The 22,391-nt window shown below is 71.0% G+C and carries 16 protein-coding genes; 11 read left to right on the top strand and 5 right to left on the bottom strand.

What is annotated here, in order from left to right; all coding sequences use genetic code 11:
- Positions 1 to 26: 26 nt before the first annotated feature.
- Positions 27 to 1,481 (top strand): class I adenylate-forming enzyme family protein, encoded by a 1,455-nt coding sequence (locus ACFVRO_RS15225; RefSeq protein ID WP_386953765.1) that lies wholly within the window; start codon positions 27 to 29, stop codon positions 1,479 to 1,481.
- On the top strand, positions 1,478 to 2,659 hold the full coding sequence (locus tag ACFVRO_RS15220; RefSeq protein WP_386953762.1) for a lipid-transfer protein: 1,182 nt from the start codon (positions 1,478 to 1,480) through the stop codon (positions 2,657 to 2,659). The genes ACFVRO_RS15225 and ACFVRO_RS15220 overlap by 4 nt, the downstream gene beginning before the upstream one ends.
- A gap of 67 nt (positions 2,660 to 2,726) precedes the next feature.
- Here ACFVRO_RS15220 and ACFVRO_RS15215 read toward each other — a convergent pair whose 3' ends face one another.
- Together ACFVRO_RS15215 and ACFVRO_RS15210 are read right to left on the bottom strand one after the other, a co-directional pair.
- Positions 2,727 to 3,290, bottom strand: a complete 564-nt coding sequence (locus ACFVRO_RS15215) for a GNAT family N-acetyltransferase (RefSeq protein ID WP_386953761.1) — start codon at positions 3,288 to 3,290, stop codon at positions 2,727 to 2,729.
- A 219-nt stretch (positions 3,291 to 3,509) separates the two neighbouring features.
- The gene (locus tag ACFVRO_RS15210; RefSeq protein ID WP_386953759.1) at positions 3,510 to 3,854 is read right to left on the bottom strand and encodes a hypothetical protein; all 345 of its coding nucleotides are present in this window, start codon (positions 3,852 to 3,854) and stop codon (positions 3,510 to 3,512) included.
- Positions 3,855 to 3,953: 99 nt separating this feature from the next.
- Here ACFVRO_RS15210 and mfd point away from each other — a divergent pair, with 99 nt between their 5' ends.
- From mfd to ACFVRO_RS15185, 5 genes are all read left to right on the top strand, one after another.
- A complete protein-coding gene (gene mfd, locus ACFVRO_RS15205) occupies positions 3,954 to 7,526 on the top strand; it encodes a transcription-repair coupling factor (protein WP_386953756.1) in 3,573 nt (1,190 codons plus the stop codon).
- A gap of 1 nt (position 7,527) precedes the next feature.
- On the top strand, positions 7,528 to 7,911 hold the full coding sequence (locus tag ACFVRO_RS15200; protein WP_386953753.1) for a hypothetical protein: 384 nt from the start codon (positions 7,528 to 7,530) through the stop codon (positions 7,909 to 7,911).
- 281 nt (positions 7,912 to 8,192) lie between these two features.
- Positions 8,193 to 8,798 carry a gamma carbonic anhydrase family protein gene (locus ACFVRO_RS15195; protein ID WP_105676176.1) on the top strand — a complete coding sequence of 202 codons (606 nt, stop codon included), beginning with the start codon at positions 8,193 to 8,195 and terminating at the stop codon, positions 8,796 to 8,798.
- Entirely contained in the window at positions 8,795 to 11,743 is a 2,949-nt protein-coding gene (locus ACFVRO_RS15190; protein WP_386953751.1) for an aminotransferase, read from the top strand. Before ACFVRO_RS15195 ends, ACFVRO_RS15190 begins: the two co-directional genes overlap by 4 nt.
- A gap of 163 nt (positions 11,744 to 11,906) precedes the next feature.
- Complete coding sequence (locus tag ACFVRO_RS15185; protein ID WP_386953748.1) at positions 11,907 to 13,334, top strand: APC family permease; 1,428 nt, start codon at positions 11,907 to 11,909, stop codon at positions 13,332 to 13,334.
- 69 nt (positions 13,335 to 13,403) lie between these two features.
- On the opposite strand, the gene gdhA is transcribed toward ACFVRO_RS15185, so the two are convergent.
- Positions 13,404 to 14,774, bottom strand: a complete 1,371-nt coding sequence (gene gdhA, locus ACFVRO_RS15180; RefSeq protein ID WP_386953746.1) for an NADP-specific glutamate dehydrogenase — start codon at positions 14,772 to 14,774, stop codon at positions 13,404 to 13,406.
- A gap of 130 nt (positions 14,775 to 14,904) precedes the next feature.
- Positions 14,905 to 17,592, bottom strand: a complete 2,688-nt coding sequence (locus ACFVRO_RS15175) for a phosphoenolpyruvate carboxylase (RefSeq protein WP_386953743.1) — start codon at positions 17,590 to 17,592, stop codon at positions 14,905 to 14,907.
- Positions 17,593 to 17,732: 140 nt separating this feature from the next.
- On the opposite strand from ACFVRO_RS15175, the gene ACFVRO_RS15170 reads away from it, so the two are divergent.
- From ACFVRO_RS15170 to ACFVRO_RS15155, 4 genes are all read left to right on the top strand, one after another.
- Positions 17,733 to 18,899 (top strand): Na+/H+ antiporter NhaA, encoded by a 1,167-nt coding sequence (locus ACFVRO_RS15170; protein WP_386953740.1) that lies wholly within the window; start codon positions 17,733 to 17,735, stop codon positions 18,897 to 18,899.
- A gap of 16 nt (positions 18,900 to 18,915) precedes the next feature.
- Positions 18,916 to 19,560, top strand: a complete 645-nt coding sequence (locus ACFVRO_RS15165; RefSeq protein ID WP_386953737.1) for a MazG family protein — start codon at positions 18,916 to 18,918, stop codon at positions 19,558 to 19,560.
- 65 nt (positions 19,561 to 19,625) lie between these two features.
- Positions 19,626 to 20,876 carry a histidine--tRNA ligase gene (hisS, locus tag ACFVRO_RS15160; RefSeq protein ID WP_386954492.1) on the top strand — a complete coding sequence of 417 codons (1,251 nt, stop codon included), beginning with the start codon at positions 19,626 to 19,628 and terminating at the stop codon, positions 20,874 to 20,876.
- 177 nt (positions 20,877 to 21,053) lie between these two features.
- The gene (locus tag ACFVRO_RS15155; protein ID WP_374197890.1) at positions 21,054 to 21,848 is read left to right on the top strand and encodes an SGNH/GDSL hydrolase family protein; all 795 of its coding nucleotides are present in this window, start codon (positions 21,054 to 21,056) and stop codon (positions 21,846 to 21,848) included.
- Here the strand turns inward: ACFVRO_RS15155 and ACFVRO_RS15150 are convergent.
- Positions 21,826 to 22,341 (bottom strand): VOC family protein, encoded by a 516-nt coding sequence (locus ACFVRO_RS15150; RefSeq protein WP_386953736.1) that lies wholly within the window; start codon positions 22,339 to 22,341, stop codon positions 21,826 to 21,828. The genes ACFVRO_RS15155 and ACFVRO_RS15150 overlap by 23 nt on opposite strands.
- Positions 22,342 to 22,391: the final 50 nt, after the last annotated feature.

Genomic DNA, 22,391 nt, shown 5'->3' with positions numbered 1-22,391 from the left:
CGCACCTCGATCCCTCTGGAGCACCCATGCACTTCGCCGCACTGCCCGCCGTTCGCGCCGCCGAGGCCCCGGCAGCGCCCAGCCTGCGCGACGACGCCGTCGAGCTCAGCAACGCCGACCTCCTCGCCAGGGTCGAGGCCGCGGCAGGAGCGCTGCACGCGCGCGGCGTTCGCGCCGGCAGCGTCATCGCCCTGGCACTGCCCAACCGGGTCGAGCTGATCGTCGCGCTGTTCGCCGCGTGGCGGCTGGGAGCGGCGGTCACGCCGATCAATCCGGTCCTCGGGCAGACGGAGGCGGCGTATCAGGTCGCGGATGCCGGCGCGGTGCTGGTCGTCGCGGAAGACGGCACGCGCGATCTCGGCGCACCGTCCGTCCTCCTCGACGAGCTCGCAGCGGGAGACCGCATCCTCGGACATCCTCTGACGACGACCGACGATCTCGCGCTCCTCATCTACACGAGCGGGACGACCGGGAGCCCGAAGGGCGTCATGCTCACCCACGCCAACCTCGACGCGATGACCGCGTCGTTCGTGGAGTGGTTCGAGCTCGGACCCGCTGACCACAGCCTCCTCGTGCTCCCGCTGTTCCACGCGAACGGCATCGTGCTCGGCACGCTGACCCCGCTGCGCGCAGGGGGTCAGGTCAGCATCACCGGGCGCTTCTCACGCGACAGGTTCTTCGCCGACGTCGAGCGGCTGCGCCCCACCTACTTCTCCGCCGTACCGGCGATCTACGCGCTGCTCTCCTCTCTGCCCGACGACGTGCGGCCGGACACCTCGTCGCTGCGCTTCGCCGTGTGCGGCGCGGCGCCGATGCCGGCCGAATCGATCGAGCGCTTCGAGAAGCGGTTCGACGTCACGATCGTGGAGGGCTACGGTCTCTCCGAGACGACCTGCGCCTCGACCATCAATCCGCTGCACGGAACCCGCAAGCCCGGAACCGTCGGTCTCCCGCTTCCCGGCCAGCGCGTCGCCGTGATCGGAGAGGACGGCCGGCCCCTCACGTCGGGCGAGGTCGGCGAGGTGGTGATCGCCGGCCCCGTCGTCATGGCCGGGTATCTGGGGCGTCCGGAGGAGACCGAGCGGACCGTGGTGGACGGATGGCTGCGCACCGGCGACCTCGGCCGGTTCGATGAGGACGGCTACCTGCAGATCGTCGACCGCATCAAGGACATGATCATCCGCGGGGGAGAGAACCTCTATCCCAAGGAGATCGAGAACGCGCTCTACACGCATCCGGACGTGCGGGAGGCCGCCGTCGTCGGCGCACCGGATCCCGTGCTGGGCGAGATCCCCGTCGCCTTCGTGTCGTTGAGCGCGGACGCCGCGTCCACGCCGGACGAGCTCGACGCGCATGCGCGCAGCATCCTGGCGGCGTTCAAGTGCCCCGCTCGCATCTCGATCCTCGACGAGCTCCCCAAGAACCCGGTCGGCAAGATCGACAAGCCGGCGCTCCGCCGCGGACTGCGGGTCGCGTCATGAGCGTCGTCGTCGCCGGCGTCGGGATGATCCCGTTCGTCACGCCCTCGCGCACCGCGTCGTACGACGTGATGGGGGAGCGGGCGATCCGGGAGGCGCTGGCGGATGCCGGCATCGGCCTCGACGCGGTGGACGCGGTGTACGCGGGGTACGTCTACGCCGACACGGCGGCCGGGCAGACGGCCGTCTACGGGGTGGGGACGACGGGGGTCCCCGTGTTCAACGTCAACAACTACTGCGCGAGCGGATCGAGCGCGCTGTGGCTGGGGCGCCAGGCGATCCTTTCGGGCACCGCCGACTGCGTGCTCGTCGTGGGGTTCGAGCAGATGGCCCGTGGCGCGATCGGCAGCATGTACGACGACCGCCCGGACTCGCTGTGGCGGTTCACCGAGTCGCGGGTGGCGCATCGCGGCGCCTCCGATGCGCCACCGGCCGCGCAGTTCTTCGGCGACGCCGGGGCGGCGTACGCGGAGAGGTACGCGATGGATCCCGCCGTCTTCGCGCACGTCACGGTCAAGTCCCGTCGGCACGCCGCCGCGAACCCCTACGCCGTGTTCCGCGATCCGATCACGGTGGAGGAGGTGCTCGCCTCCCCGCACGTGTACGGGCCTCTCACACGACTCCAGTGCTGCCCGCCGACCTGCGGTGCGGCGGCCGCCGTACTGTGCACCGAGGAGTTCGCGCGGGCGCACGGACTCGACGCCTCGGTGCGCATCAGAGCCCAGGCGATGACGAGCGACAGAGCCGACACGTTCGGCGGAGACGCGATGGCGCTCGTCGGTGCATCGATCGCGCAGCGGGCCGCGGATGCCGTGTACGAGGAGGCCGGCGTCGATCCGCGCGACCTGCGGGTCGTGGAGCTGCACGACTGCTTCACGACGAACGAGGTGCTCGCCTACGAGGCGCTGCGCCTCACGCCCGAGGGCACCAGCGAGCGCTTCATCCTGGACGGGCAGAACACCTACGGGGGTCAGGTCGTGACGAATCCCTCGGGCGGACTGCTGTCGAAGGGGCATCCGCTCGGGGCGACCGGGCTCGCGCAGTGCGCAGAGCTGGTGTGGCAGCTCCGGGGCGCGGCCGGTGACCGTCAGGTCGACGACGTCACTCTCGCGCTCCAGCACAACCTCGGCCTCGGCAGCGCGTGCGTCGTCACGCTGTACGAGCGGGTCTCCGGAGCGTGAGGGGTCAGCATCTGCCGGATACGGGGGCAGTGATGCGGCATTCAGCGACCCGTCGCGGCCGGCATCGTCAGAGGATCGGCCAGGGCACGGGCACGCGGTCGTCGGAGGGGAGGAGGCCGGCGGTCCAGCCGTCGTCCCGTCCGCGCGGGCTGGTCAGGGCCTGGCGGCGCAGGCCCTCGTAGCGGAAGCCGAGCGCCCTGGCCGCACGTGCGGAGGGGATGTTGCCGACGACCGCCTGCCACTGGATGCGGGCGAGTCCGAGCTCGGCGAAGCCCCACTCGACCACGGCGCGACCCGCCTCGACGAGGAATCCGCGACCGCGGGCCTCCGGCGTCATCCAATAGCCGAGTTCGGCGTGCGCGCCGCCGACCTGCGGCGTGAATCCGTCGAGGCTGATGACGCCGAGGAACGTGTCGTCCGCGCGGATGCCCCATACGGCGCCCGTCTCCTCCGCCCAGCCGTCGGCGATCATCCGGATGAACCCGTCCGCGTGCTCGCGCGTGTACGGGCTCGGCACGGTCGTCCACCGCGGGATCTCCGGGTCCTGGCAGGCGCGGTCGATCGCCTCGGCATCCGCCTCCGTGGGCGTGCGCAGGACGAGACGATCGGCGGTGAGGGTGACCGGTTCCATCCCGGCATCCTATGCGCGCGGCCTCCGCGTGGCACGGAACGGGGCGGACGGCATCGGATCCGCTGCGGGCGGCGCACGATCGAGGGGCCCAACGGCGATCGGGGGCCCTAACAGGCTGAGGGATGCCGTCGGGCGAGCCGACCGCGCATGCCGAGGTGCTCGCCTTCACCTCGCGATCCGTCCGGGGCGCGCCCGGATCCGTCGGGGTCAGGGAGAGCGTCAGCCGGCTCGGATGATCGCGTATCCGATCATGTACGAAGCGAGCTGCAGGATGAAGGCCGCGGGCCCGGAGACCACGGCGAGCACGAGGGCGAGCACTCCCTGTCGCCGCCCGCGATTCGAGGCGATCGCGATGATGCCGGTGACGATGGCGGCGGCTCCGAGCGGGAACCCGATCGCCGGAAGCGCGCCGTACCAGGTCCCGTCGAGCGGAAGCCAGAGCAGGCCGGCGAGGACGCCGCAGATCAGCGTGGCGATGCCGAGCCGCAGGGAGATCCGTCCGAGCGACGATGCGCCGGGGCCTGGAGCATGAGGTGTCGGCGAACCTTCTCGGGGCGTGGACATGCGCCCAGCCTAGGCGGCGGGCACGTCATGCCCCGCGATGTCTCCCCGCGGCGCAGCGGGGCCGACCCGATGTCGGAGGCCCCGGTCTAAGCTTGTCCGGTGACTGTTCCGGGGATTCTGCGCGCCTTGGAAGAGGCGTCTCTGTATCGTGACGCCCTCAGCTGGGCGCAGACCGACGCCGATCTCGGCCTCGTCGATGGACTCGATGCCCCGGTGCTCGCCGGGCTGCTCGAGAAGCGTCGTGCGGCGGGCCAGACGGCGGCGGCGCTCGCCGTGGTGCCCACGGGGCGTCGTGCGGAGAGCCTGGCCGCCGCTCTCGGCGCCTACCTGCCGGACGCCGAGGTGCTCACCTTCCCCGCGTGGGAGACCCTGCCGCATGAGCGGCTGAGCCCCAGCCCCGACACGGTGGGCCAGCGCCTCCAGGCCCTTCGCCGCATCGCCGAGTGGACGGGGGATCACCCCCTGATCGTCGTCGCCTCCGTGCGCGCGGCACTCCAGCCGATCGCCGGCAACCTCGGCGAGATCGCCCCTCTCGAGCTCAGGGTCGGCAGCAGGGGCAACGAGCTCGACACGGTCGCGGAGCAGCTCGTCGAGCGCGCCTACTCGCGCGTCGACATGGTGTCGCGCCGAGGCGAGTTCGCCGTGCGCGGCGGCATCCTCGACGTGTTCCCGCCGATCTCCGAGCATCCGTACCGCGTCGAGTTCTTCGGCGACGAGATCGACCAGATCCGCGCGTTCTCCGTCGCCGACCAGCGCTCGCTGCCGGGAGACGTCGATCTCGTCGACCTGCAGCCGAGCCGAGAGCTCCTCCTCACGCAGGACGTGCGCGACAACGCGCGTGCGCTCAAGGATGCGTTCCCCGCCATCGCGGGCATGCTCGAGAAGATGGCCGAGGGCATCCCTGTCGAGGGCATGGAGTCGCTGCTGCCGGCTGTCGCGGGTCCGCTCAAGTCGCTTGTCGAGTACCTGCCGGAGGGCAGCGTCACGGCGATCATCGACCCGGAGCGCTCGACCGCACGCGCGATCACGCTCGGCGACACCAACCGCGAGTTCCTCGACGCCGCGTGGAGCGCGGCGACCTCCGGCGCCTCCGCCCCCATCGACCTGGGCGCGGGCGACTTCCTCACCATCGCCGAGCTCCGCGAGGTCGTGCGCGACCGCGGCGGCGTCCTGTGGCGGCTGAGCCCGTTCTCGATCGGCGACGCCGACGTCGACACCGCGGATGCCGTGGTGATCCCGTCCTTCCACGGCAACGTCGACGGCGCGATCTCCTTCGTCGACGCCCGGGTCTCGGAGGGATGGCGCGTGGTCGTCATCGCGACCGGCGCAGGTCTCGTCGACCGCGCACGCGACGTGCTCTCCGACCGCGGCATCGCCGCCCGCGTCGTCGACTCCCTCACCGGCCTGCCGGACGGAGGGGTCGCGACCCTTGTCACGGGGTCGGTGGAGGCCGGGTTCCAGGTGCCGGAGGCGAAACTCGCCGTCCTCACGGACAACGAGTTCTACGGCCGCACCATCGGCGGCGACCAGCGCGTCGTCAAGAAGCTCGCCTCGCGGCGCAAGAACGTCGTCGATCCGCTGCAGCTCAAGCCGGGCGACTTCGTCGTGCACTCGACCCACGGCATCGGCCGCTTCGTGGAGATGACGCAGCGGGAGGTCTCCACCGGAGGCCGCAACGCCACGAAGTCGGTGCGCGACTACCTCGTGCTGGAGTACTCGCCGTCCAAGCGCGGCTACCCGGGCGACAAGCTCTTCGTCCCGACCGACCAGCTCGACTCGCTCTCGAAGTACGTCGGCGGCGAGGCCCCGACGCTGTCGAAGATGGGCGGCAGCGACTGGGCTGCGGCGAAGGGCAAGGCGCGCAAGGCCGTGCGCGACATCGCGGTCGAGCTCGTCAAGCTGTACTCGGCGCGCATGGGGGCCAAGGGGCACGCGTTCGGCCCCGACACGCCCTGGCAGCGTGAGCTGGAGGAGGCGTTCCCGTTCGCGGAGACTCCTGACCAGCTGCAGACGATCGACGAGATCAAGGCCGACATGGAGCGGCCCATCCCGATGGACCGGCTGCTGTCGGGCGACGTCGGCTTCGGCAAGACCGAGGTCGCGGTGCGTGCGGCGTTCAAGGCGATCCAGGACGGCAAGCAGGTCGCCATGCTCGTGCCGACGACCCTGCTGGTCAAGCAGCACCTGGAGACGTTCACCGAGCGCTTCGCCGGATTCCCGGTCAAGGTGCGTCCGCTGTCGCGGTTCCAGACCGACAAAGAGGCCCGGCTCACGCTCGACGGCCTCCTCGACGGCACCGTCGACATGGTCATCGGCACGCACCGCATCCTCACCGACCAGGTGATGTTCAAGGACCTCGGCCTGATGATCATCGACGAGGAGCAGCGCTTCGGCGTCGAGCACAAGGACGCGCTGAAGAAGATGAAGACGAACGTCGACATCCTCGCGATGAGCGCCACGCCGATCCCGCGCACGCTCGAGATGGCCGTCACCGGCATCCGCGAGATGTCGACCCTCGCGACGCCGCCGGAGGACCGGCATCCGATCCTCTCCTTCGTCGGGCCCCGCAGCGACAAGCAGATGGCGGCCGCGATCCGCCGGGAGATCCTCCGCGAGGGTCAGGTGTTCTTCGTGCACAACCGGGTGCAGTCGATCCAGCGCGTCGCGGCGGAGCTCGCCGAGCTCGTGCCGGAGGCCCGCATCGCCGTGGCGCACGGGCAGATGGGGGAGCACCAGCTGGAGCAGGTCGTCGACGACTTCTGGGAGCGCAAGTTCGACGTGCTCGTCTCGACGACGATCATCGAGACCGGTCTCGACATCTCCAACGCCAACACGATCATCATCGACCGTGCCGACAAGTACGGTCTGAGCCAGCTGCACCAGCTCCGGGGACGCGTCGGCCGCGGCCGCGAGCGCGCCTACGCCTACTTCCTCTACGACGACATGAAGCCGCTGTCCGAGACGGCGGCCGACCGGCTGCAGACCATCGCCGTGAACAACGACCTCGGCTCCGGCATGCAGGTCGCCCTCAAGGACCTCGAGCTGCGCGGCGCGGGCAACATGCTCGGCGCGGAGCAGGCCGGGCACATCGCGGGCGTCGGCTTCGATCTGTACCTGCGCATGATCGGCGAGGCCGTGTCCACGTTCCGCGGCGAGGAGGTCGAGAGCGGGCAGGAGCTGCGGCTCGAGCTCCCGCTCGACGCGCGGATCCCCGAGTTCTACATCGACAGCGAGCGACTGCGCCTGGAGGCGTATCAGAAGCTCTCGGCGGCCTCGGCCGCGACGGCGAAGGACGAGGCGATCGACCTCGTCATCGCCGAGCTCACCGACCGCTACGGAACTCTGCCCGAGGAGGTCGAGGGGCTGATCGCCATCGCCCGCCTGCGCCGTCGTGCCGCGAGGACCGGGCTGACGGATGTCGTCACGATGGGGTCGAACCTGCGGATCGCCCCGGCGCGCTTCGAGGACTCGATCAAGGTGCGGATGCAGCGGCTCTACCCGAAGGCGAAGCTCGTCGGCGGGGGAGAGGCGCTGGTCGTGCCCATGCCGACCGTGCCCGCCGCCGTCGGCGTCGGGCTGGAGCCGCTCGCCGACAAGGCCCTGCTGGAGTGGGTGGCGCAGCTGTTCACCGCGCTCTTCCCCGAGCCGGTCGCGGCCGGTCAGCGGGACTGACATGGGGCGGCTGAGCGTCAAGCGCGCGCTGCAGGTGCTGTCGACGGTGCTGGCGGCCGTCGCCGGGGCGCTCGTGCTCTTCCTGCCCAGCTACACCGTGGTGCGCACGGACTCCGCGGGGAACGAGAGCGCCAGCACCCTGAGCATCTGGCAGTACAACGGTCCGATCATGCTGCTCGTCGTGGCGATCCCGGTCGTCATCGCGCTGGCCCCCGCCCTGGTCCGCGGGAGGTGGTGGCCGGTCGTGAGTCTCGTCTCGGCGGGGCTGCTCCTCGGCGTCGCCTTCCTCGGCGCACCCACCGTGGGGTTCGCCTTCCTGCCCGCGGTCGTCGCCGCCGTCGTCGCGGCGATGATGCGGCCTCGCGTGGGGTCGTCGCGGGAGTAGTCGTCAGCCTGTCGGTGCGACGCTGACCCGGAAGGCTCCCGTCTGCCCGTGGCTGTCGACCTCCACCGCGAACCCCTCTCCCACCGTCACCCCCGCCCGGGACCAGCGGAGCACAACTTCGGAGCAGGGGCGCGACACGCCGAGGGCGAACGGGATGCCGACGGGGTGTCGATCTGCCGCTCCGAAGCCGTGCTCGGGGGAGCGAGGTGAAACCCACCTGCCGCACCCCGGTTGCGGGGGAATCGTGCACGTCCGTCCGTCCGTCGCACTAGTCTGGCGGCATGTTGTACGAGCACCTCGGGGCTCGGCCCCGGATCCATGACACCGCCGTCGTCGCTCCCACAGCCGTGATCTCCGGAGACGTCGAGATCGGCCCGAACTGCCAAGTGCTGCACGGAGCCGTGATCACCGCGGAGGGCGGCCCGATCACGCTCGGCGAGCACGTGATCGTGATGGAGAACGCGCTCATCAGGGCGACCGCCGCGAACGCGGTGCACATCGGGGCGCACACCCTCGTCGGCACGCTCGCGAGCATCGCCGGCGCCACGGTCGGCGAGGAGGTCTTCCTCGCCTCGGGGGCCCGCATCTTCAACGGCGCGCTGATCGGCGACCGCTGCGAGGTGCGAGTCAACGCGATCGTGCACCGCAGGGCGGTCCTCCCCGCGGGCGCCGTCGTCCCGATCGGCTGGGTCGCGGTGGGCGATCCGGTCCAGCTGCTCTCGCCCGACCGCGAGGCGGAGATCGCCGCCGCCCAGCCCGAGCTGGACTTCCCTGGCCACGTCTTCGGGGTCGACCGCGACACCCCCGATCTCATGGTGCAGCTCACGGAGCGCTACGGCAGCTCCCTCGCACGGCACGCTGACGACACCGAGGTCCGCGACGCATGAGCGCGGAACAGGGCGGAGGCCTGGTCAGGCCCGCCGTCACAGAGCAGGATGCCGCCACGATCGCGCGCGAGTGCTACGGCATCGACGCCACGGCGAGCGAGCTCGGCAGCAATCAGGACCGCAACTTCGTGCTGACCGAGGCCGGAGGGGCGCGCAGCGTGCTCCGCGTCGACAACCCGGTCTTCGGCGACGAGGCGCGGGACGCGCAGCACGCGGCGCTGGACGCCTACCGTCGCGTCGGCGTCTCGGTGCCCGCCGTGCTGCCAGGGCTCGACGGCGAGCTCACGCAGCGCTGGCGGGGCTTCGCGGTGCGCCGCAGCGAGTTCGCCGCGGGCGAGCCGATGGTCGATGCGGGGTATTTCGCTCCGGTCGTGCTGGCCGAATTCGGGGCGTTGGCCGCGGCCTCCGTGACGGCCCTCTCCGCTCTCCGGCATCCCGGCCTCGACAGGGCGCACATGTGGGACATGCGCGTCGCCTATGTGGAGACCGTCGCGCTGGAGTCGTCGATCACCGACCCGGAGCTCCGCGCTCGGGTCCGTGCGGCCGCCGACGAGGCGCAGGCCGTCGTCGCCGAGATCGGGCCCGCGCTCGCGGTGCAGCCGATCCACGGCGACCTCACCGACGACAACGTCACGGGGATCCGCGGCGCGGATTCGCGCCTGCACCCGGGCACCGTCCTCGATCTCGGCGACCTCGCTCTCGGCTGGAGGGTCGCGGAGCTCGCCGTGTGCGCGTCGTCGATGCTGCATCACGAGCCGGACCGTCCGCTGCGGGTGCTCGAGACGATCGCGGCGTTCCATGACCAGGCTCCGCTCACGGACGCTGAGGCGCGCGCCGTGTGGCCGCTCGTCGTGCTCCGTGCGTGCCTGCTCGTCGCCAGCGGGTGGCGTCAGCTCGAGATCGACGGAGACAACGACTACGCGAGGGAGCGCATCGCAGGTGAACAGGCGATCTTCGACGCCGCGACCCTCATCCCGCTGCCGGAGGTCGTCGAGCACGTGCGGGCGCGTCTGGGGTTCGATGCGCCGCGGTTCGAGGCGGCGACGGATGCTGCTCCGCTCGCGTCGCTGCTCCCCGAGCTGTCCGGCCCTGTCGCCGTGCTCGACCCCGGAGTGGAGTCGGCGGAGCTGGAGTCCGGACTCTGGCTCGATCCGGATGCCGAGGCCGCTCTCGCCGCCGCGGCGTTCGCATCGGGGGCGTCGGCCGCGGTGCTCCCGTACGGAGTGTTCCGCCTGACCCGCACCGAGATCGACACGGCTGATGCCGCCGCGACCTGGCCGATCGAGACCGAGGTCCACGTCGCGGCCGGTGCAGAGCTCGCCCTCGCCGCGCCGCTCGGCGGCCGGCTCCATGCGCACGAGGGCGGAGCGCGGATCGTGCTCGAAGACGGATGGGTGCTCGGCATCCGAGGCGCGCGGATCGACGGGCTCGTGCCTCGCGAGGTGCGGGCGGGGGAGCGCATCGGCGCGCTCGCGGCCTCCGCTAGCGCGCGAACGATCGTGATCGGCGCGCGGCGCGAGGATGTGCCGGAGCCTCCAGCCGAGGCCTCGGCGGGAGCCGCGCTCGTCGCTCCCGACCGCGTCGCGGCGTGGAGCCGTCTCACCGCCGACCCCGCCCCGCTGCTCGGGCTCGCGTCTCTCGTGCAGCACGACGAGTCCGCCGCCGAGCTGCGCCGCAGGGAACGACTGTTCGCCAGCGCGCAGGAGCGCTATTACGAGCATCCTCCGCAGATCGAACGCGGATGGCGGCACCACCTGGTCGACACCACGGGCCGCGCCTACATCGACATGGTGAACAACGTGGCGGGCCTCGGCCATGGTCATCCGCGCGTCGCCGAGGCGGCGAACAGGCAGCTGCGCACGCTCGGCACGAACTCGCGCTTCCTGTTCCGCGAGCTCGCCGAGTACAGCGAGAGACTGCTCGCGCTCATGCCGCAGGGGAGCGGGCTCGACACGGTCCTGCTGGTGAACAGCGGGTCGGAGGCGGTCGACCTCGCGCTGCGCCTGGCTCAGGCCGCGACGGGGCGGCGGTCGATCGTGGCGCTGCGCGAGGCGTATCACGGCTGGACCATGGCCAGCGATGCCGTGACGACGAGCGCATACGACAACCCGGATGCCGTCGGCACCCGCCCGGAGTGGGTGCACGTCGCCGACGTGCCGAACGTCTTCCGCGGCACCTACCGTGGCGACGGCACGGCCGAACGCTATCTCGCGGATCTCGCCGCCGACATCGAGATGCTCGCCGCCGAGGGGAGGGACGTCGCGGGGTTCCTGTGCGAGTCGATCCTCGGCAATGCGGGAGGGGTGCTCCTGCCGGACGGGTATCTGGCCGGCGCCTACGAGCTCGTCCGCGACGCCGGTGGTCTGTGCATCGCCGATGAGGTGCAGGTCGGATTCGGCCGCACGGGCCGCCATTTCTGGGGGTTCGAACGCTCCGGCGTGCTCCCCGACATCGTCACGATCGCCAAGCCCATGGGCAACGGGTTCCCGATCGGCGGGGTGATCACCTCCGCCGCGATCGCCGACGCCCTGGCCGCGCAGGGGCAGTTCTTCTCCTCCGCCGGCGGCAGCACGCTGAGCTGTCGGGTCGGCATCGCCGTGCTCGACGCGATGGTCGAGGACGATCTGCAGCGCAACGCCCTGGAGATCGGAGAGCGGCTCGCCTCGGCGCTCAGAGACCTCGGCGACCGGCATCCGCTCGTCGGACCGGTGCACGGGGAGGGGCTCTATCTCGGGGTCGAGCTGGTCCGAGACCGGGAGACGATGGAGCCGGCCGCCGCGGAGGCCGCCGCGATCTGCGAGAGGCTCCGCGAGCTGGGCGTGATCGTGCTCACGACCTCGGAGCGCTCGAACGTCCTCAAGATCAAGCCGCCGCTGTGTCTGACGGCCGCGAGCGCCGACCATGTGGTCCGGATGCTGGACAGGGTGCTGCGCGAAGGCTGGTAGTCGTCGACGCGCCCCTTCGAATCCCGTGCCGTTCTGTCATGTTAACTGCGTGTTTCGAATCAGTTCTGGGGGTCGCGCTGAGGAATGGATGGGTACATACTGATCCTCAACGTCGGACGACCCGGACTCCGACCCCTTGCGTTGTTCCCTAAGGAGTGAACATATGGCGACAAAGACCAAGCCGCTCGCCCAGGGCGGTGGCACCCTGAAGCGGAACCTCGGCCTGTGGGCGATCGTCGGACTCGGACTCGGCTACATGACGCCCACCGTCGTCTTCGACACGTTCGGTATGGTCGCCCGCGACACGAACGACGTGGTGCCCGCGGCGTACCTCGTCGCCCTGGTGGTGATGGTCTTCACGGCGATCAGCTACGGCAAGATCTCCAGCGCGATCCCGAGCGCCGGATCGGCGTACACCTACGTGCGCGAATCGATCCACCCGAACCTCGGCTTCATGGTCGGCTGGACCTCGCTGATCGACTACGTCCTGCTGCCGATGGTGAACTGCCTCATCCTCCGCAGCTACCTCGAGGCGCTCTTCCCCGACATCCCGGGCTGGATCTGGGTCGTGCTCTACTGCATCCTGGTCACCTCGGTCATCTACATGACGATGCGCGGCACCTCGAACGCGAACATGATCCTGCTGGTGTTCTCGATCATCGTCATGGCGGTGTTCGTCGTGATGGTCGTCGCACAGCTGATGCGCGGTGAGGGCGCTGCCACCCTCGCCTCGGCCGCACCGTTCATCCACGACGGCGTCACGATGGGTGCGGTCCTCATGGGCGCCACGATCGTGTGCTTCTCGTTCATCGGCTTCGACGCGGTGACGATGTACGCGGAGGAGGCGAAGGATCCCAAGATCATGCCGAAGGCGATCCTGCTCACCGTGCTGCTCGGCGGTGCGATCTTCCTCGTCGCCTCGTACGTCACGCAGCTGCGCTTCCCCGACTGGAACGAGTTCGCCCCCGGTGGCGACATGCAGTACGTCGAGGACTCGACGCTGCCGATCATCGGCAAGCTCGTCGGCGGCGACGTCCTGATGGCGGTCCTGACGGCGGCGGGCTTCGCGGCCACGCTCGCCTCGGGTCTCGCATCGCACGCGTCGGTCTCCCGCATGCTGCTCGTGATGGGACGCAACAACGTCCTCCCGCAGCGCTTCTTCGGATACATCAACCCGCGCACGCACACGCCGACCTTCAACATCGTGCTCGTCGGCGCGATCTGCCTGCTGGCCATCCCCTTCACCCTCGAGCTGATCGCCGCGTGGATCAACTTCGGTGCGCTGATCGCGTTCACCTTCGTGAACATCTCGGTGATCGCCTGGTTCGCGATCCGCAAGGGCCGCCGGAAGACGCCGGGCGACATCTTCAACTACATCGTGATGCCCGCGATCGGCATGGTGCTCACCGGCCTCCTGTGGGCGAACCTGCACGAGGATGCGCTGCGCGGCGGGCTCGTCTGGACGGTCCTCGGCGTGATCTACCTCGCCGTCATCACGAGGGGCTTCCGCAAGAAGGTCGTCGCGTTCGACGAGAACCAGGCCGTGACGGGCTACAACAAGGTCGTCAAGGTGCCGGTCGACGAGAGCTGACGGCATCCGGTCATGAAGAAGGCCGCCCCTCGCTCACGCGGGAGGCGGCCTTCTTCATGCCGTAAGGGGTCAGATGACGCCCTGGGCGAGCATCGCGGCGGCGACGCGCTCGAAGCCGGCGATGTTGGCCCCGGCGACGTAGTCACCAGGACGGCCGTGGCGCTCGGCGGCGTCGAAGGCCGCGGAGTGGATGTCGGCCATGATCTCGCGGAGCTTGTTCTCGCTGTCGCCGAAGCTCCAGCGCTGACGCGACGCGTTCTGGCTCATCTCCAGCGCCGAGGTCGCGACGCCGCCGGCGTTCGCGGCCTTTCCTGGGGCGAAGAGCACGCCCGCCCTCTGGAAGGCGTCGACCGCGTCGGGGACGCAGGGCATGTTCGCGCCCTCGGAGACGGCGCGCACGCCGTTGGCGATGAGCGCCTCGGCATCGGCCAGGCTCACCTCGTTCTGCGTGGCGGACGGCACCGCGATGTCGACCGGCACCTCCCAGACGCTGCCGCCCTCGACGAAGCGGGCGCTCGGACGGCGGTTCGCGTACTCCACGATGCGGGCGCGTTCGACCTCCTTGAGCTGACGGAGCAGGTCGAGGTCGATGCCGGCGTCGTCGACGACGTAGCCGGAGGAGTCGGATGCCGTGACGGCGGTCGCGCCGAGCTGGGTCGCCTTCTGGATCGCGTAGATCGCGACGTTGCCCGAGCCCGAGATGCCGACGCGCTTTCCGGCGAGCGTCTCGCCGTGCACGGCGAGCATCTCCTGAGCGAAGAACACCGCGCCGTAGCCGGTGGCCTCCGTGCGCACCTCGGCGCCGCCCCAGCCGGTGCCCTTGCCGGTGAACATGCCCGACTCGTGCCGGTTGGTGACCTTGCGGTACTGGCCGAAGAGGTAACCGATCTCGCGGCCGCCGACGCCGATGTCGCCCGCGGGGACGTCGGTGTGCTCGCCGAGGTGGCGGTACAGCTCGTTCATGAACGACTGGCAGAAGCGCATGACCTCGGCATCGGACCGGCCGTGCGGGTCGAAGTCCGATCCGCCCTTGCCGCCGCCGATGCCCTGACCGGTGAGCGCGTTCTTGAAGATCTGCTCGAAGCCGAGGAACTTGATGATCGAGAGGTTCACCGACGGGTGGAAGCGCAGGCCGCCCTTGTAGGGGCCGAGCACCGAGGAGAACTGGATGCGGTAACCGCGGTTGACCTGCAGACGTCCGGCGTCGTCGACCCACGGAACGCGGAACATGATCTGGCGCTCCGGCTCGACCAGTCGCTCCAGGATGCCGCCGTCGATGTACTCCGGGTGCTGCTCGAGCACGGGAGCGATCGAGTGCAGCACCTCGTGCACGGCCTGGTGGAACTCCGGCTCGTGCGGGCTGCGGGCGAGCACCGTGTCGAAGACGGGCTGCACGGAGTCGGCGAGCGGATGGAAGTCAGGGGTCGTCGTTGCGGTCACGCGAATGCTTTCTGAAAGGGGGATTTGAGCGCGGGCGATCGTGTCGCGTGAGTGCTTCGCCGGATCAGGCGGAGTTTTCACTCTACCGGCCGCGCGGAGCGGGCCGTCCTCTGCGACGTGCGTGCGCCGCTCACCCGGTGTTCTGCAGGCCGGCGGCGACGCCGCTGACCGACAGCAGGAGCAGCCGGCGCTGCTCCTCGTCGATACCCGAACCCGTCGCGTCCTGTGCGGAGCGCAGAGCGCGGAGGGCGCGCAGCTGCAGCAGCGAGAGAGCGTCGACGTAGGGGCTGCGCAGCTGCACGGCGCGCTGCAGCACGGGCTTGTTCACGAGGAGGCCCTCACCGCCGGTGAGGCGGATGACCCACTGCCGGGTGAGAGCGAGCTCGTCGAGCACGAGAGCCGCGAGGTCGTCGCGATCGCCGAGGGCGAGGTACTGGCGGGCGATGCGCTCGTCGGTCTTCGCAAGGCTCATCGCCACGTTGTCGATCATGGTGCGCAGCAGCGGCCATTCGCGGTAGGCCTCGACCAGCAGCGCCTCGTCTCCGACGGCGTCGAGCGCGGTGCCGAGGCCGAACCAGCCGGCGAGGTTGATGCGCGCCTGGGTCCACGCGAACACCCACGGGATCGCACGGAGGTCCTCGAGGGATTCGACCGAGAGCCCGCGACGGGCCGGGCGGGACCCGAGGGCGAGCAGTCCGATCTCCTCCATCGGGGTGACCGTGGCGAACCAGGGCGCGAAGCCCTCCGCCTTGACCAGCGAGAAGAAGCGCTCCCGCGAGGACACGTCCATGGTGCGGGCGATGTCCGCGTAGCGTGCGGCCGCGCTGCTCGTGCGCTCCTCGACCGTGGGCGAGGAGGCGAGCAGCGTCGCGGCGGCCACCTGGTCGATGTGGCGCATCGCGATCGCCGGTTCGCCGTAGCGGGCGAAGATGACCTCGCCCTGCTCGGTGAGCTTGAACCGGCCGTCGACGGAGTGCGGCGGCTGCGCGAGGATCGCCGAGTTCGCCGGCCCCCCGCCGCGTCCGAGCGCGCCGCCGCGTCCGTGGAAGAGGGTCAGCTCGATGTCGGCATCCCGCGCCCACTGGGAGATCTTCTCCTGCGCCTCGTAGAGCGCGAGGTTGGCGGCCACGGGGCCGACGTCCTTCGAGGAGTCGGAGTAGCCGAGCATGACCTCCAGCCGGTTGCCGGTCGCGGCCATGCGCGCACGGAACTCGGGGAACTCGACGGCCTCGGCGAGGATGCCGGGGGCGGCCTGCAGGTCGGCGAACGTCTCGAACAGCGGGACGACGTCGAGCACGGGGGCATCATCGCCGAGCGCGTGCCGGGCGAGACGGTGCACGGCCGCCAGGTCGGAGGCCGCCTGCGTGAAGGAGACGACGTAGCGTCCGGCGGCGCGGAGCCCGCGATCGCGCTGGATCTCGGCGATGGCGCGGAAGACCTCCAGCACCTCTTCGGTCTGCGCGCTGACGGGCTCGCCGCTCTCGATCTCTGCAAGAGCCTTCGCGTGCACCTGTGAGTGCTGGCGCACCTCCAGCTCGGTGAGGTGGAACCCGTAGGTCTCCACCTGCCAGATCAGATGCTGGACGCCGCCGAAGGCGTGCCGACGGGCGCCGGCCTCCGCCAGCGATCCCTGCACGGCGCGGAGGTCGGCGAGTAGCTCGTCCGGGCCGGAGTAGCGGAGCTCGTCGCCGCGGCGGGTCGCCGCGACCCGCCGGGCGAGCACGAGGATCACCCGACGGTGCGGCTCGCCAGGGGAGCGGGTCGCCAGCTCGGCTGCCTCCCGCGGCTCCCTCGCGGCGTACGCCTCCCACAGCGTGATGACCTCGGAGCTCGGTGGCGTGTCCTCCGCGTCGAGGGTGAGCGTGCGGCCGATGCGCTCCAGGGCGCGCTCGAGTCCGCGCAGCACGTGATCCGAGGCGATCTGCGAAGCCTCGCGCGTCACGGATGCCGTGACGAAGGGGTTGCCGTCGCGGTCGCCGCCGACCCAGGAGCCGATGCGCACGAAGGCCGGCACGACGGGGGCGCTCGCGCCCGACTCCTCGCCGCGCAGCGCGTCGTCGATGGTGCGGTACACGTGGGGCACCGTCGTGAACAGCGTCTCGTCGAAGACGCCCATGACCGTGCGCACCTCGTCGGTGGGCGACGGCTTCTGCGCGCGCAGCGGAGCGGTGCGCCACAGGGTGTCGATCTCCTCCAGCATCCGGCGTCGCGCACGGTGCTCCTCGGCCCCGCCCGCGCTCGCCGCGTCGTGCTGGGTCAGCAGCTCCGACAGGCGTCGGATGCTCGACGACACCGCGCGGCGACGGGCCTCCGTGGGGTGGGCGGTGAAGACGGGGTGGAAGCGTAGACCCTGCAGCCGACGGCGCGCCTCGTCCTCGCCGACCTCGCCCTTCAGTCGCGCGTAGGCGGTGGCGACGGTGTCGGCGGCATCCTCTCGGCCAGGCTGACCCGCGCGCTCGCGCAGCACGCGCACGCGCTGGTGCTCCTCGGCGAGGTTGACCAGGTGGAAGTAGCAGGTGAAGGCGCGGGCCACCTCGTCGGCGCGCTGCACCGTGAAGGACTCGGCGATTGCCGCCGCCCTGTCGAAGGCGTCGGGGGTCTCCTCGTCGTACGCCTGGATGGTGGCGAGACGGAGGCGCTCGACATCCTCGAACAGGTCGTCACCTCCGGCTTCGCGCAGCACCTGGCCGAGCAGCGCGCCCAGCATCCTCACGTCGGATCGCATGGCGTCCGGGATGCCGCGGCCTGCTTCGAACCGGCCGATGACGCGGATCGCTTCGGTGTTCGTGGGCTCGGGAAAAGACTGTGCGGGGGTCACCCTTCGAGAGTAGCCGGGAGCGGAAGGGTGCTCCGCCCGCATGACGCGTCGTAACGAACTCTTCATGAACGGCGCCGGTCCGATCGGTCCCCGCGTCTCGTGCGGCCGCTGCGGACGCGGCCGCACGTAGCATGGTGGGAATGCGCATCTCGGCGAACCCCCTCCGCGGTCAGCAGTTCCCCGCCGTCCTCCTGCTGATCGCAGCGGGCCTCGGGATCCTGCTCGCCAACCTGCCCACGCACGACGGGATCGCCGCCGTCCTGGACATCCACATCGCCGTGCCCGGCACCGCGCTCGATCTCTCCATCGCGCACTGGGTGTCGGACGGGCTGCTCGCCGTCTTCTTCCTCGTCGTCGCGATCGAGCTGCGACACGAGCTCACGCACGGCGAGCTCGACTCCCCGCGCAAGGCGCTCCAGCCCGCGATCGCCGCTACAGGAGGCGTGCTGGTCCCGATCATCGTCTACCTCCTGATCGCCGGCGACGCGAGCACCGCATCGGGCTGGCCCGTGCCGACGGCGACCGACATCGCCTTCGCCCTCGGCGTCCTCGCGATGTTCGGTCGAGGGCTGCCGTCGGGCGTGCGGGTGTTCCTCCTCGCCCTCGCGATCCTCGACGACATCATCGGCATCATCTTCATCGCGGTGCTGTTCGCGCACGATGTGCAATGGCTGCTGCTCGTGCTCGCCGTGGTCGCGGTGGTCGCCTTCTGGGCGCTGAGCCGACTGCTGCACGCTACGGGGCATCCGGCGATCGCGCTGGCGATGGCCGTGGTCGGCATCATGGCCTGGGGACTCGTCGCCGCGTCCGGCATCCACGCCACGATCGCCGGCGTGCTGCTGGGGCTCGTGATGGCCCCGGTTCCTGCGGGGCGCGTGCGCCACGCCCTCGAGCCGACCGTGAACGGTGCGATCCTGCCGCTCTTCGCCTTCGTCGCGGCGTTCGTGGTGATCCCGGCGGTGTCTCCGACCGAGCTGTCGCCGGCGTTCTGGGGCATCGTGATCGCGCTTCCCGTCGGCAAGATCGTGGGCATCTCCCTCTTCGGCTGGATCGCCATGCGCATCCGTCCGCGCGGCGCCGCACCCGCCCTCCCGTTCGCCGACCTGCTCGCGGCCGGCGCGCTGGGCGGCATCGGCTTCACCGTGTCGCTGCTGCTCGCGAACCTCGCCTTCGCGGCGGACGACGGCATCCGCGATCAGGCGATCCTGGGCGTGCTCGTCGGCTCGCTCATCGCCCTCCTGCTCTCGGCGGTCGTGGTGTCCCTGCGCTCCGGCTGGTACCGTCGCGTGTCCGCCGCGTCCTCATGACCACGAAGGAGCCCGCATGACGACTGCCGACCAGGACCCGCTGCGCGAGGTCGCCGAGACCATGCGGGCCGTGCGCGAGCGGTGCGTGTGGTCGCAGCGGATCACCCACCGCGACCTCGTGCCGTACCTGATCGAGGAGTCGCACGAGGTGATCGACGCCGTCGAGAGCGGATCGCGCGCCGATCTTCGTGAGGAGCTGGGCGACCTGCTCTGGCAGGTGCTGTTCCACTCGGCGATCGCCGCGCAGGACCCGGACGACCCCTTCGACGTGGACGACGTCGCCCGCACGCTCAACGAGAAGATGGTGCGGCGGCATCCTCATGTCTTCGCCGGTGAGACGGCCGAGACGCCGGAGGAGGTGCTGGTGCACTGGAACGCCGCGAAGGCCGCCGAGAAGCGCACCAGGCGGAGCGTGCTCGACGGCATCCCCCGCGGCATGCCGGCTCTCGCGCTGGCGCAGAAGGTCGTCGGCCGCGCCGATGGCGTCGGCGCCGTGGTGCCGGAGCCCGCGCAGACCCCGGCGTCCGAGGCCGAGCTGGGCGACGCGCTCCTCTCGCTCGTGGCGCTCGCGCGCGACAGCGGGTGGGATGCCGAACGGGCGCTCCGCGAGCGCCTCCGAGCTCTCGAAGACGAGGTCCGCGCCGCCGAGTCCGACCGCTGAGTCATCGAGTCGCTCCGTCAACCTGGAAAGATGGAGGCGTGGCTACTGTGAACCCGCCGCGCGGCATGCGCGACATCCTCCCCGCCGACAAGGCGCGCCGCGAGCGCGTCCTCTCCGTCATCCGCGACCGCTATCGCGCGCACGGCTTCGACGAGATCGAGACCCCGGCCCTCGAGGAGTACTCGCGTCTGCATGCGGGCATCGGCGGCGACAACGAGAAGCTCGCCTACAACGTCCTGCGCCGGGGACTCGACGCGGAGGCGATCCGCGAGGCGGCCGACGACACGGCGGCCCTCGCCGACCTCGGGCTCCGCTACGACCTCACCGTTCCGCTGGCCCGCTTCTACGCGAGCAACCGCGGTCAGCTGCCCGGCGTCTTCCGCTCGATCCAGATCGGCCCTGTGTGGCGCGCCGAGCGTCCGCAGAAGGGTCGCTACCGCCAGTTCGTGCAGTGCGACATCGACATCATGGGCGACGAGTCCTCGCGGGCCGAGGCGGAGCTCATGGTGGCCTCGCTCGACGCGCTGGACGCGCTGGGACTCGAAGGCGCGACCGTGCGCATCAACGACCGGCGGGTGCTCGACTGGATGCTGGAGACCTTCGGCTTCGGCGCCGAGGAGCGTCCGGGGGTGCTGATCACGATCGACAAGCTCGACAAGATCGGTCCGGACGGCGTGGCCGCGGAGCTCCGCGAGCGCGGCGCCGCGGCGCAGGCGGTGGACGCCTTCGAGGCGTTCCTGCGGCGTCCGCAGACGATGGAGTACAACCCGTTCGGCGAGCGGCAGATCCGCAAAGCCCTCCCGGAGGACGCGCCGGAGGAGATCGTCGCGCACCTCGTCGGCATCGGAGAGGCCGTCGCCGCCGGCACCGGCCGCACCGACATCCCGCTCGTCTTCGATCCGTTCCTCGTCCGGGGCATGGGCTACTACACCGGCACGATCTTCGAGCTGGCGCACCCCTCCGTGGACTACTCGCTGGGCGGAGGCGGGCGCTACGACGGCATGATCGGGCGCTTCCTCGGCCAGCAGGTCGCGGCCGTCGGGTTCTCGCTCGGCTTCGAGCGGCTCGTCGACCTCGTGACCGCCGACGCGGATGCCGCGGCACGGGCCGTGGTGCTCATCCACGACGCCGACGTGCCGGTCGCGGAGCTCGTCGCGCACAAGGCCGCGCTCGTCGCCGACGGCGCGCGCGTGCGGTTGGAGCGCCGCACGAAGAACCTCAAGGCGCTGCTCGAGCGCTCGGCCGCCGACGGCTACACCGCCTTCGCGACCGTCACCCCCGGTGCGGCGGAGCTGGAGCTCAAGCCGCTCAGCTGAGCGGGTGCGGGGCGTGTCGTCTCGTCGCTGCGCTCCTCGCTCGACGACCGGGTGACGCCGGTCGTCGAGCGAGCGGAGCGCGTCGACACGCTCGTCTCCTGCCACGACATCGGCTCCGCGGACGGTCTCGGGCCACCCGTTCACCCGGCGTTCACGGCGGTCGGGTCGAATCGTGGCGTGGGCCGCTATCGTCTCCTCGCCGCGCTCGGGATCGGTGCGACGGCATCCGTCTTCGGCATCCGCCTTCTGCTGACGAGGCAGGCGGCGATCGCCCGCCGTCGGATCGGCAAACCGCTCGGCGAGGAGTCGCTCGACGCGGACCGCGTCTGGCGTCGCGCGTTCGAGGGCGAGCCGATCGAGCTGCTGCTGCTCGGCGACTCCCTGGCCGCCGGTCTCGGCGCGGAGCGACGCAAGCAGACGCTCGGGGGCCGGCTCGCGAAGGGGCTGGCGGCGCGGATGCACCGTCCCGTCCGACTGCGCACGGTCGCGGTCGTCGGCGCGGAGTCGCCCGATCTCGCCTCCCAGCTCGACGCCGTGCCGGAGGGGTATCGGCCGCACGTCGCGGTGATCGTGGTCGGCGGCAACGACGTCACCCATCGCATCCCGACGTCCGTCTCCGCCCAGCACCTCGACGACGCGATCCGGAGACTCCGCGCCCAGGGTGCCGAGGTCGTCGTCGGGACCTGCCCGGACCTCGGCGCCCTGCGCGCGGTCCCGCAGCCGCTGCGCCGCCTCGCCGCGAGCATGTCCCGCCGTCTGGCGGAGGTGCAGGCCGAGACGGCGGCGCAGGCGGGGGCAGAGGCCGTCGACCTGCGCCGCGCGGTCGGACCGATGTTCCTCGACGAGCCGGAGGAGATGTTCAGCCTCGACCGGTTCCACCCCAGCGCTCTGGGCTACCGTCGAACGGCCGAGGCGCTGCTGCCCGTCCTGTGCCGTTCCGTCGAGCGGCTCACTCCGCCGGTGCGGCGCTGAACGACGCCGCCCACTCGGCGACGCGGCGCGCGCTCTCCTCCTCGGAGATGTCCTCCACCCGCGTCATCACCGACCAGCGCACGCCGAAGGGGTCGCGGATGCTCGCGAACCGGTCTCCGGACACGAAGTCCGACGGCGCCTCGCGCACGACGGCGCCCGCGGCCACGGCGCGCTCGACGACCGCGTCGACGTCGGGCACGTACAGGCCCATCGAGTAGCAGTCGTCCTCCCCGGCGGGGGCGGGGACGAGGTGGTAATCGGGGCTCGGCTCTCCCAGCTGCAGGTGCCCTGCGCCGAAGTCGAGGTCGGCGTGGGCGACCACCCCGCCGAACTCCGTCACGTCGATCACACGCGCGCCGAACACGTCGCGGTAGAAGTCAATCGCCTCCTTCGCCCCGGCGATCGCGAGGAAGGGGGTCAGCGAGGTCGCGCCGTGCGGGCGCCCGTCTGTCGTGTGCTCGCCGGTCGCGCCGGCAGGTGTGCTGTTCGTCATGGGGACAGCGTAGGAAGGGGAGGACGCCGCGGGCTTGAACATCCGCGACA

It is taken from the genome of Microbacterium sp. NPDC057944 (genome assembly GCF_042887445.1).
Classification (GTDB): domain Bacteria; phylum Actinomycetota; class Actinomycetes; order Actinomycetales; family Microbacteriaceae; genus Microbacterium; species Microbacterium natoriense.
The sequence above is the reverse complement of the archived record's forward strand: the minus strand, read 5'-3'. Positions and strand labels throughout refer to the sequence as shown.

Bases quoted from the DNA above. Each gene is read 5' to 3' on its own strand.
- ACFVRO_RS15225 (WP_386953765.1), top strand. From the start codon at position 27: ATGCACTTCGCCGCACTGCCCGCCGTTCGCGCCGCCGAGGCCCCGGCA.
- ACFVRO_RS15220 (WP_386953762.1), top strand. From the start codon at position 1,478: ATGAGCGTCGTCGTCGCCGGCGTCGGGATGATCCCGTTCGTCACGCCC.
- ACFVRO_RS15215 (WP_386953761.1), bottom strand. From the start codon at position 3,290: ATGGAACCGGTCACCCTCACCGCCGATCGTCTCGTCCTGCGCACGCCC.
- ACFVRO_RS15210 (WP_386953759.1), bottom strand. From the start codon at position 3,854: ATGTCCACGCCCCGAGAAGGTTCGCCGACACCTCATGCTCCAGGCCCC.
- ACFVRO_RS15200 (WP_386953753.1), top strand. From the start codon at position 7,528: ATGGGGCGGCTGAGCGTCAAGCGCGCGCTGCAGGTGCTGTCGACGGTG.
- ACFVRO_RS15195 (WP_105676176.1), top strand. From the start codon at position 8,193: ATGTTGTACGAGCACCTCGGGGCTCGGCCCCGGATCCATGACACCGCC.
- ACFVRO_RS15190 (WP_386953751.1), top strand. From the start codon at position 8,795: ATGAGCGCGGAACAGGGCGGAGGCCTGGTCAGGCCCGCCGTCACAGAG.
- ACFVRO_RS15185 (WP_386953748.1), top strand. From the start codon at position 11,907: ATGGCGACAAAGACCAAGCCGCTCGCCCAGGGCGGTGGCACCCTGAAG.
- ACFVRO_RS15170 (WP_386953740.1), top strand. From the start codon at position 17,733: ATGCGCATCTCGGCGAACCCCCTCCGCGGTCAGCAGTTCCCCGCCGTC.
- ACFVRO_RS15165 (WP_386953737.1), top strand. From the start codon at position 18,916: ATGACGACTGCCGACCAGGACCCGCTGCGCGAGGTCGCCGAGACCATG.
- hisS (WP_386954492.1), top strand. From the start codon at position 19,626: ATGCGCGACATCCTCCCCGCCGACAAGGCGCGCCGCGAGCGCGTCCTC.
- ACFVRO_RS15150 (WP_386953736.1), bottom strand. From the start codon at position 22,341: ATGACGAACAGCACACCTGCCGGCGCGACCGGCGAGCACACGACAGAC.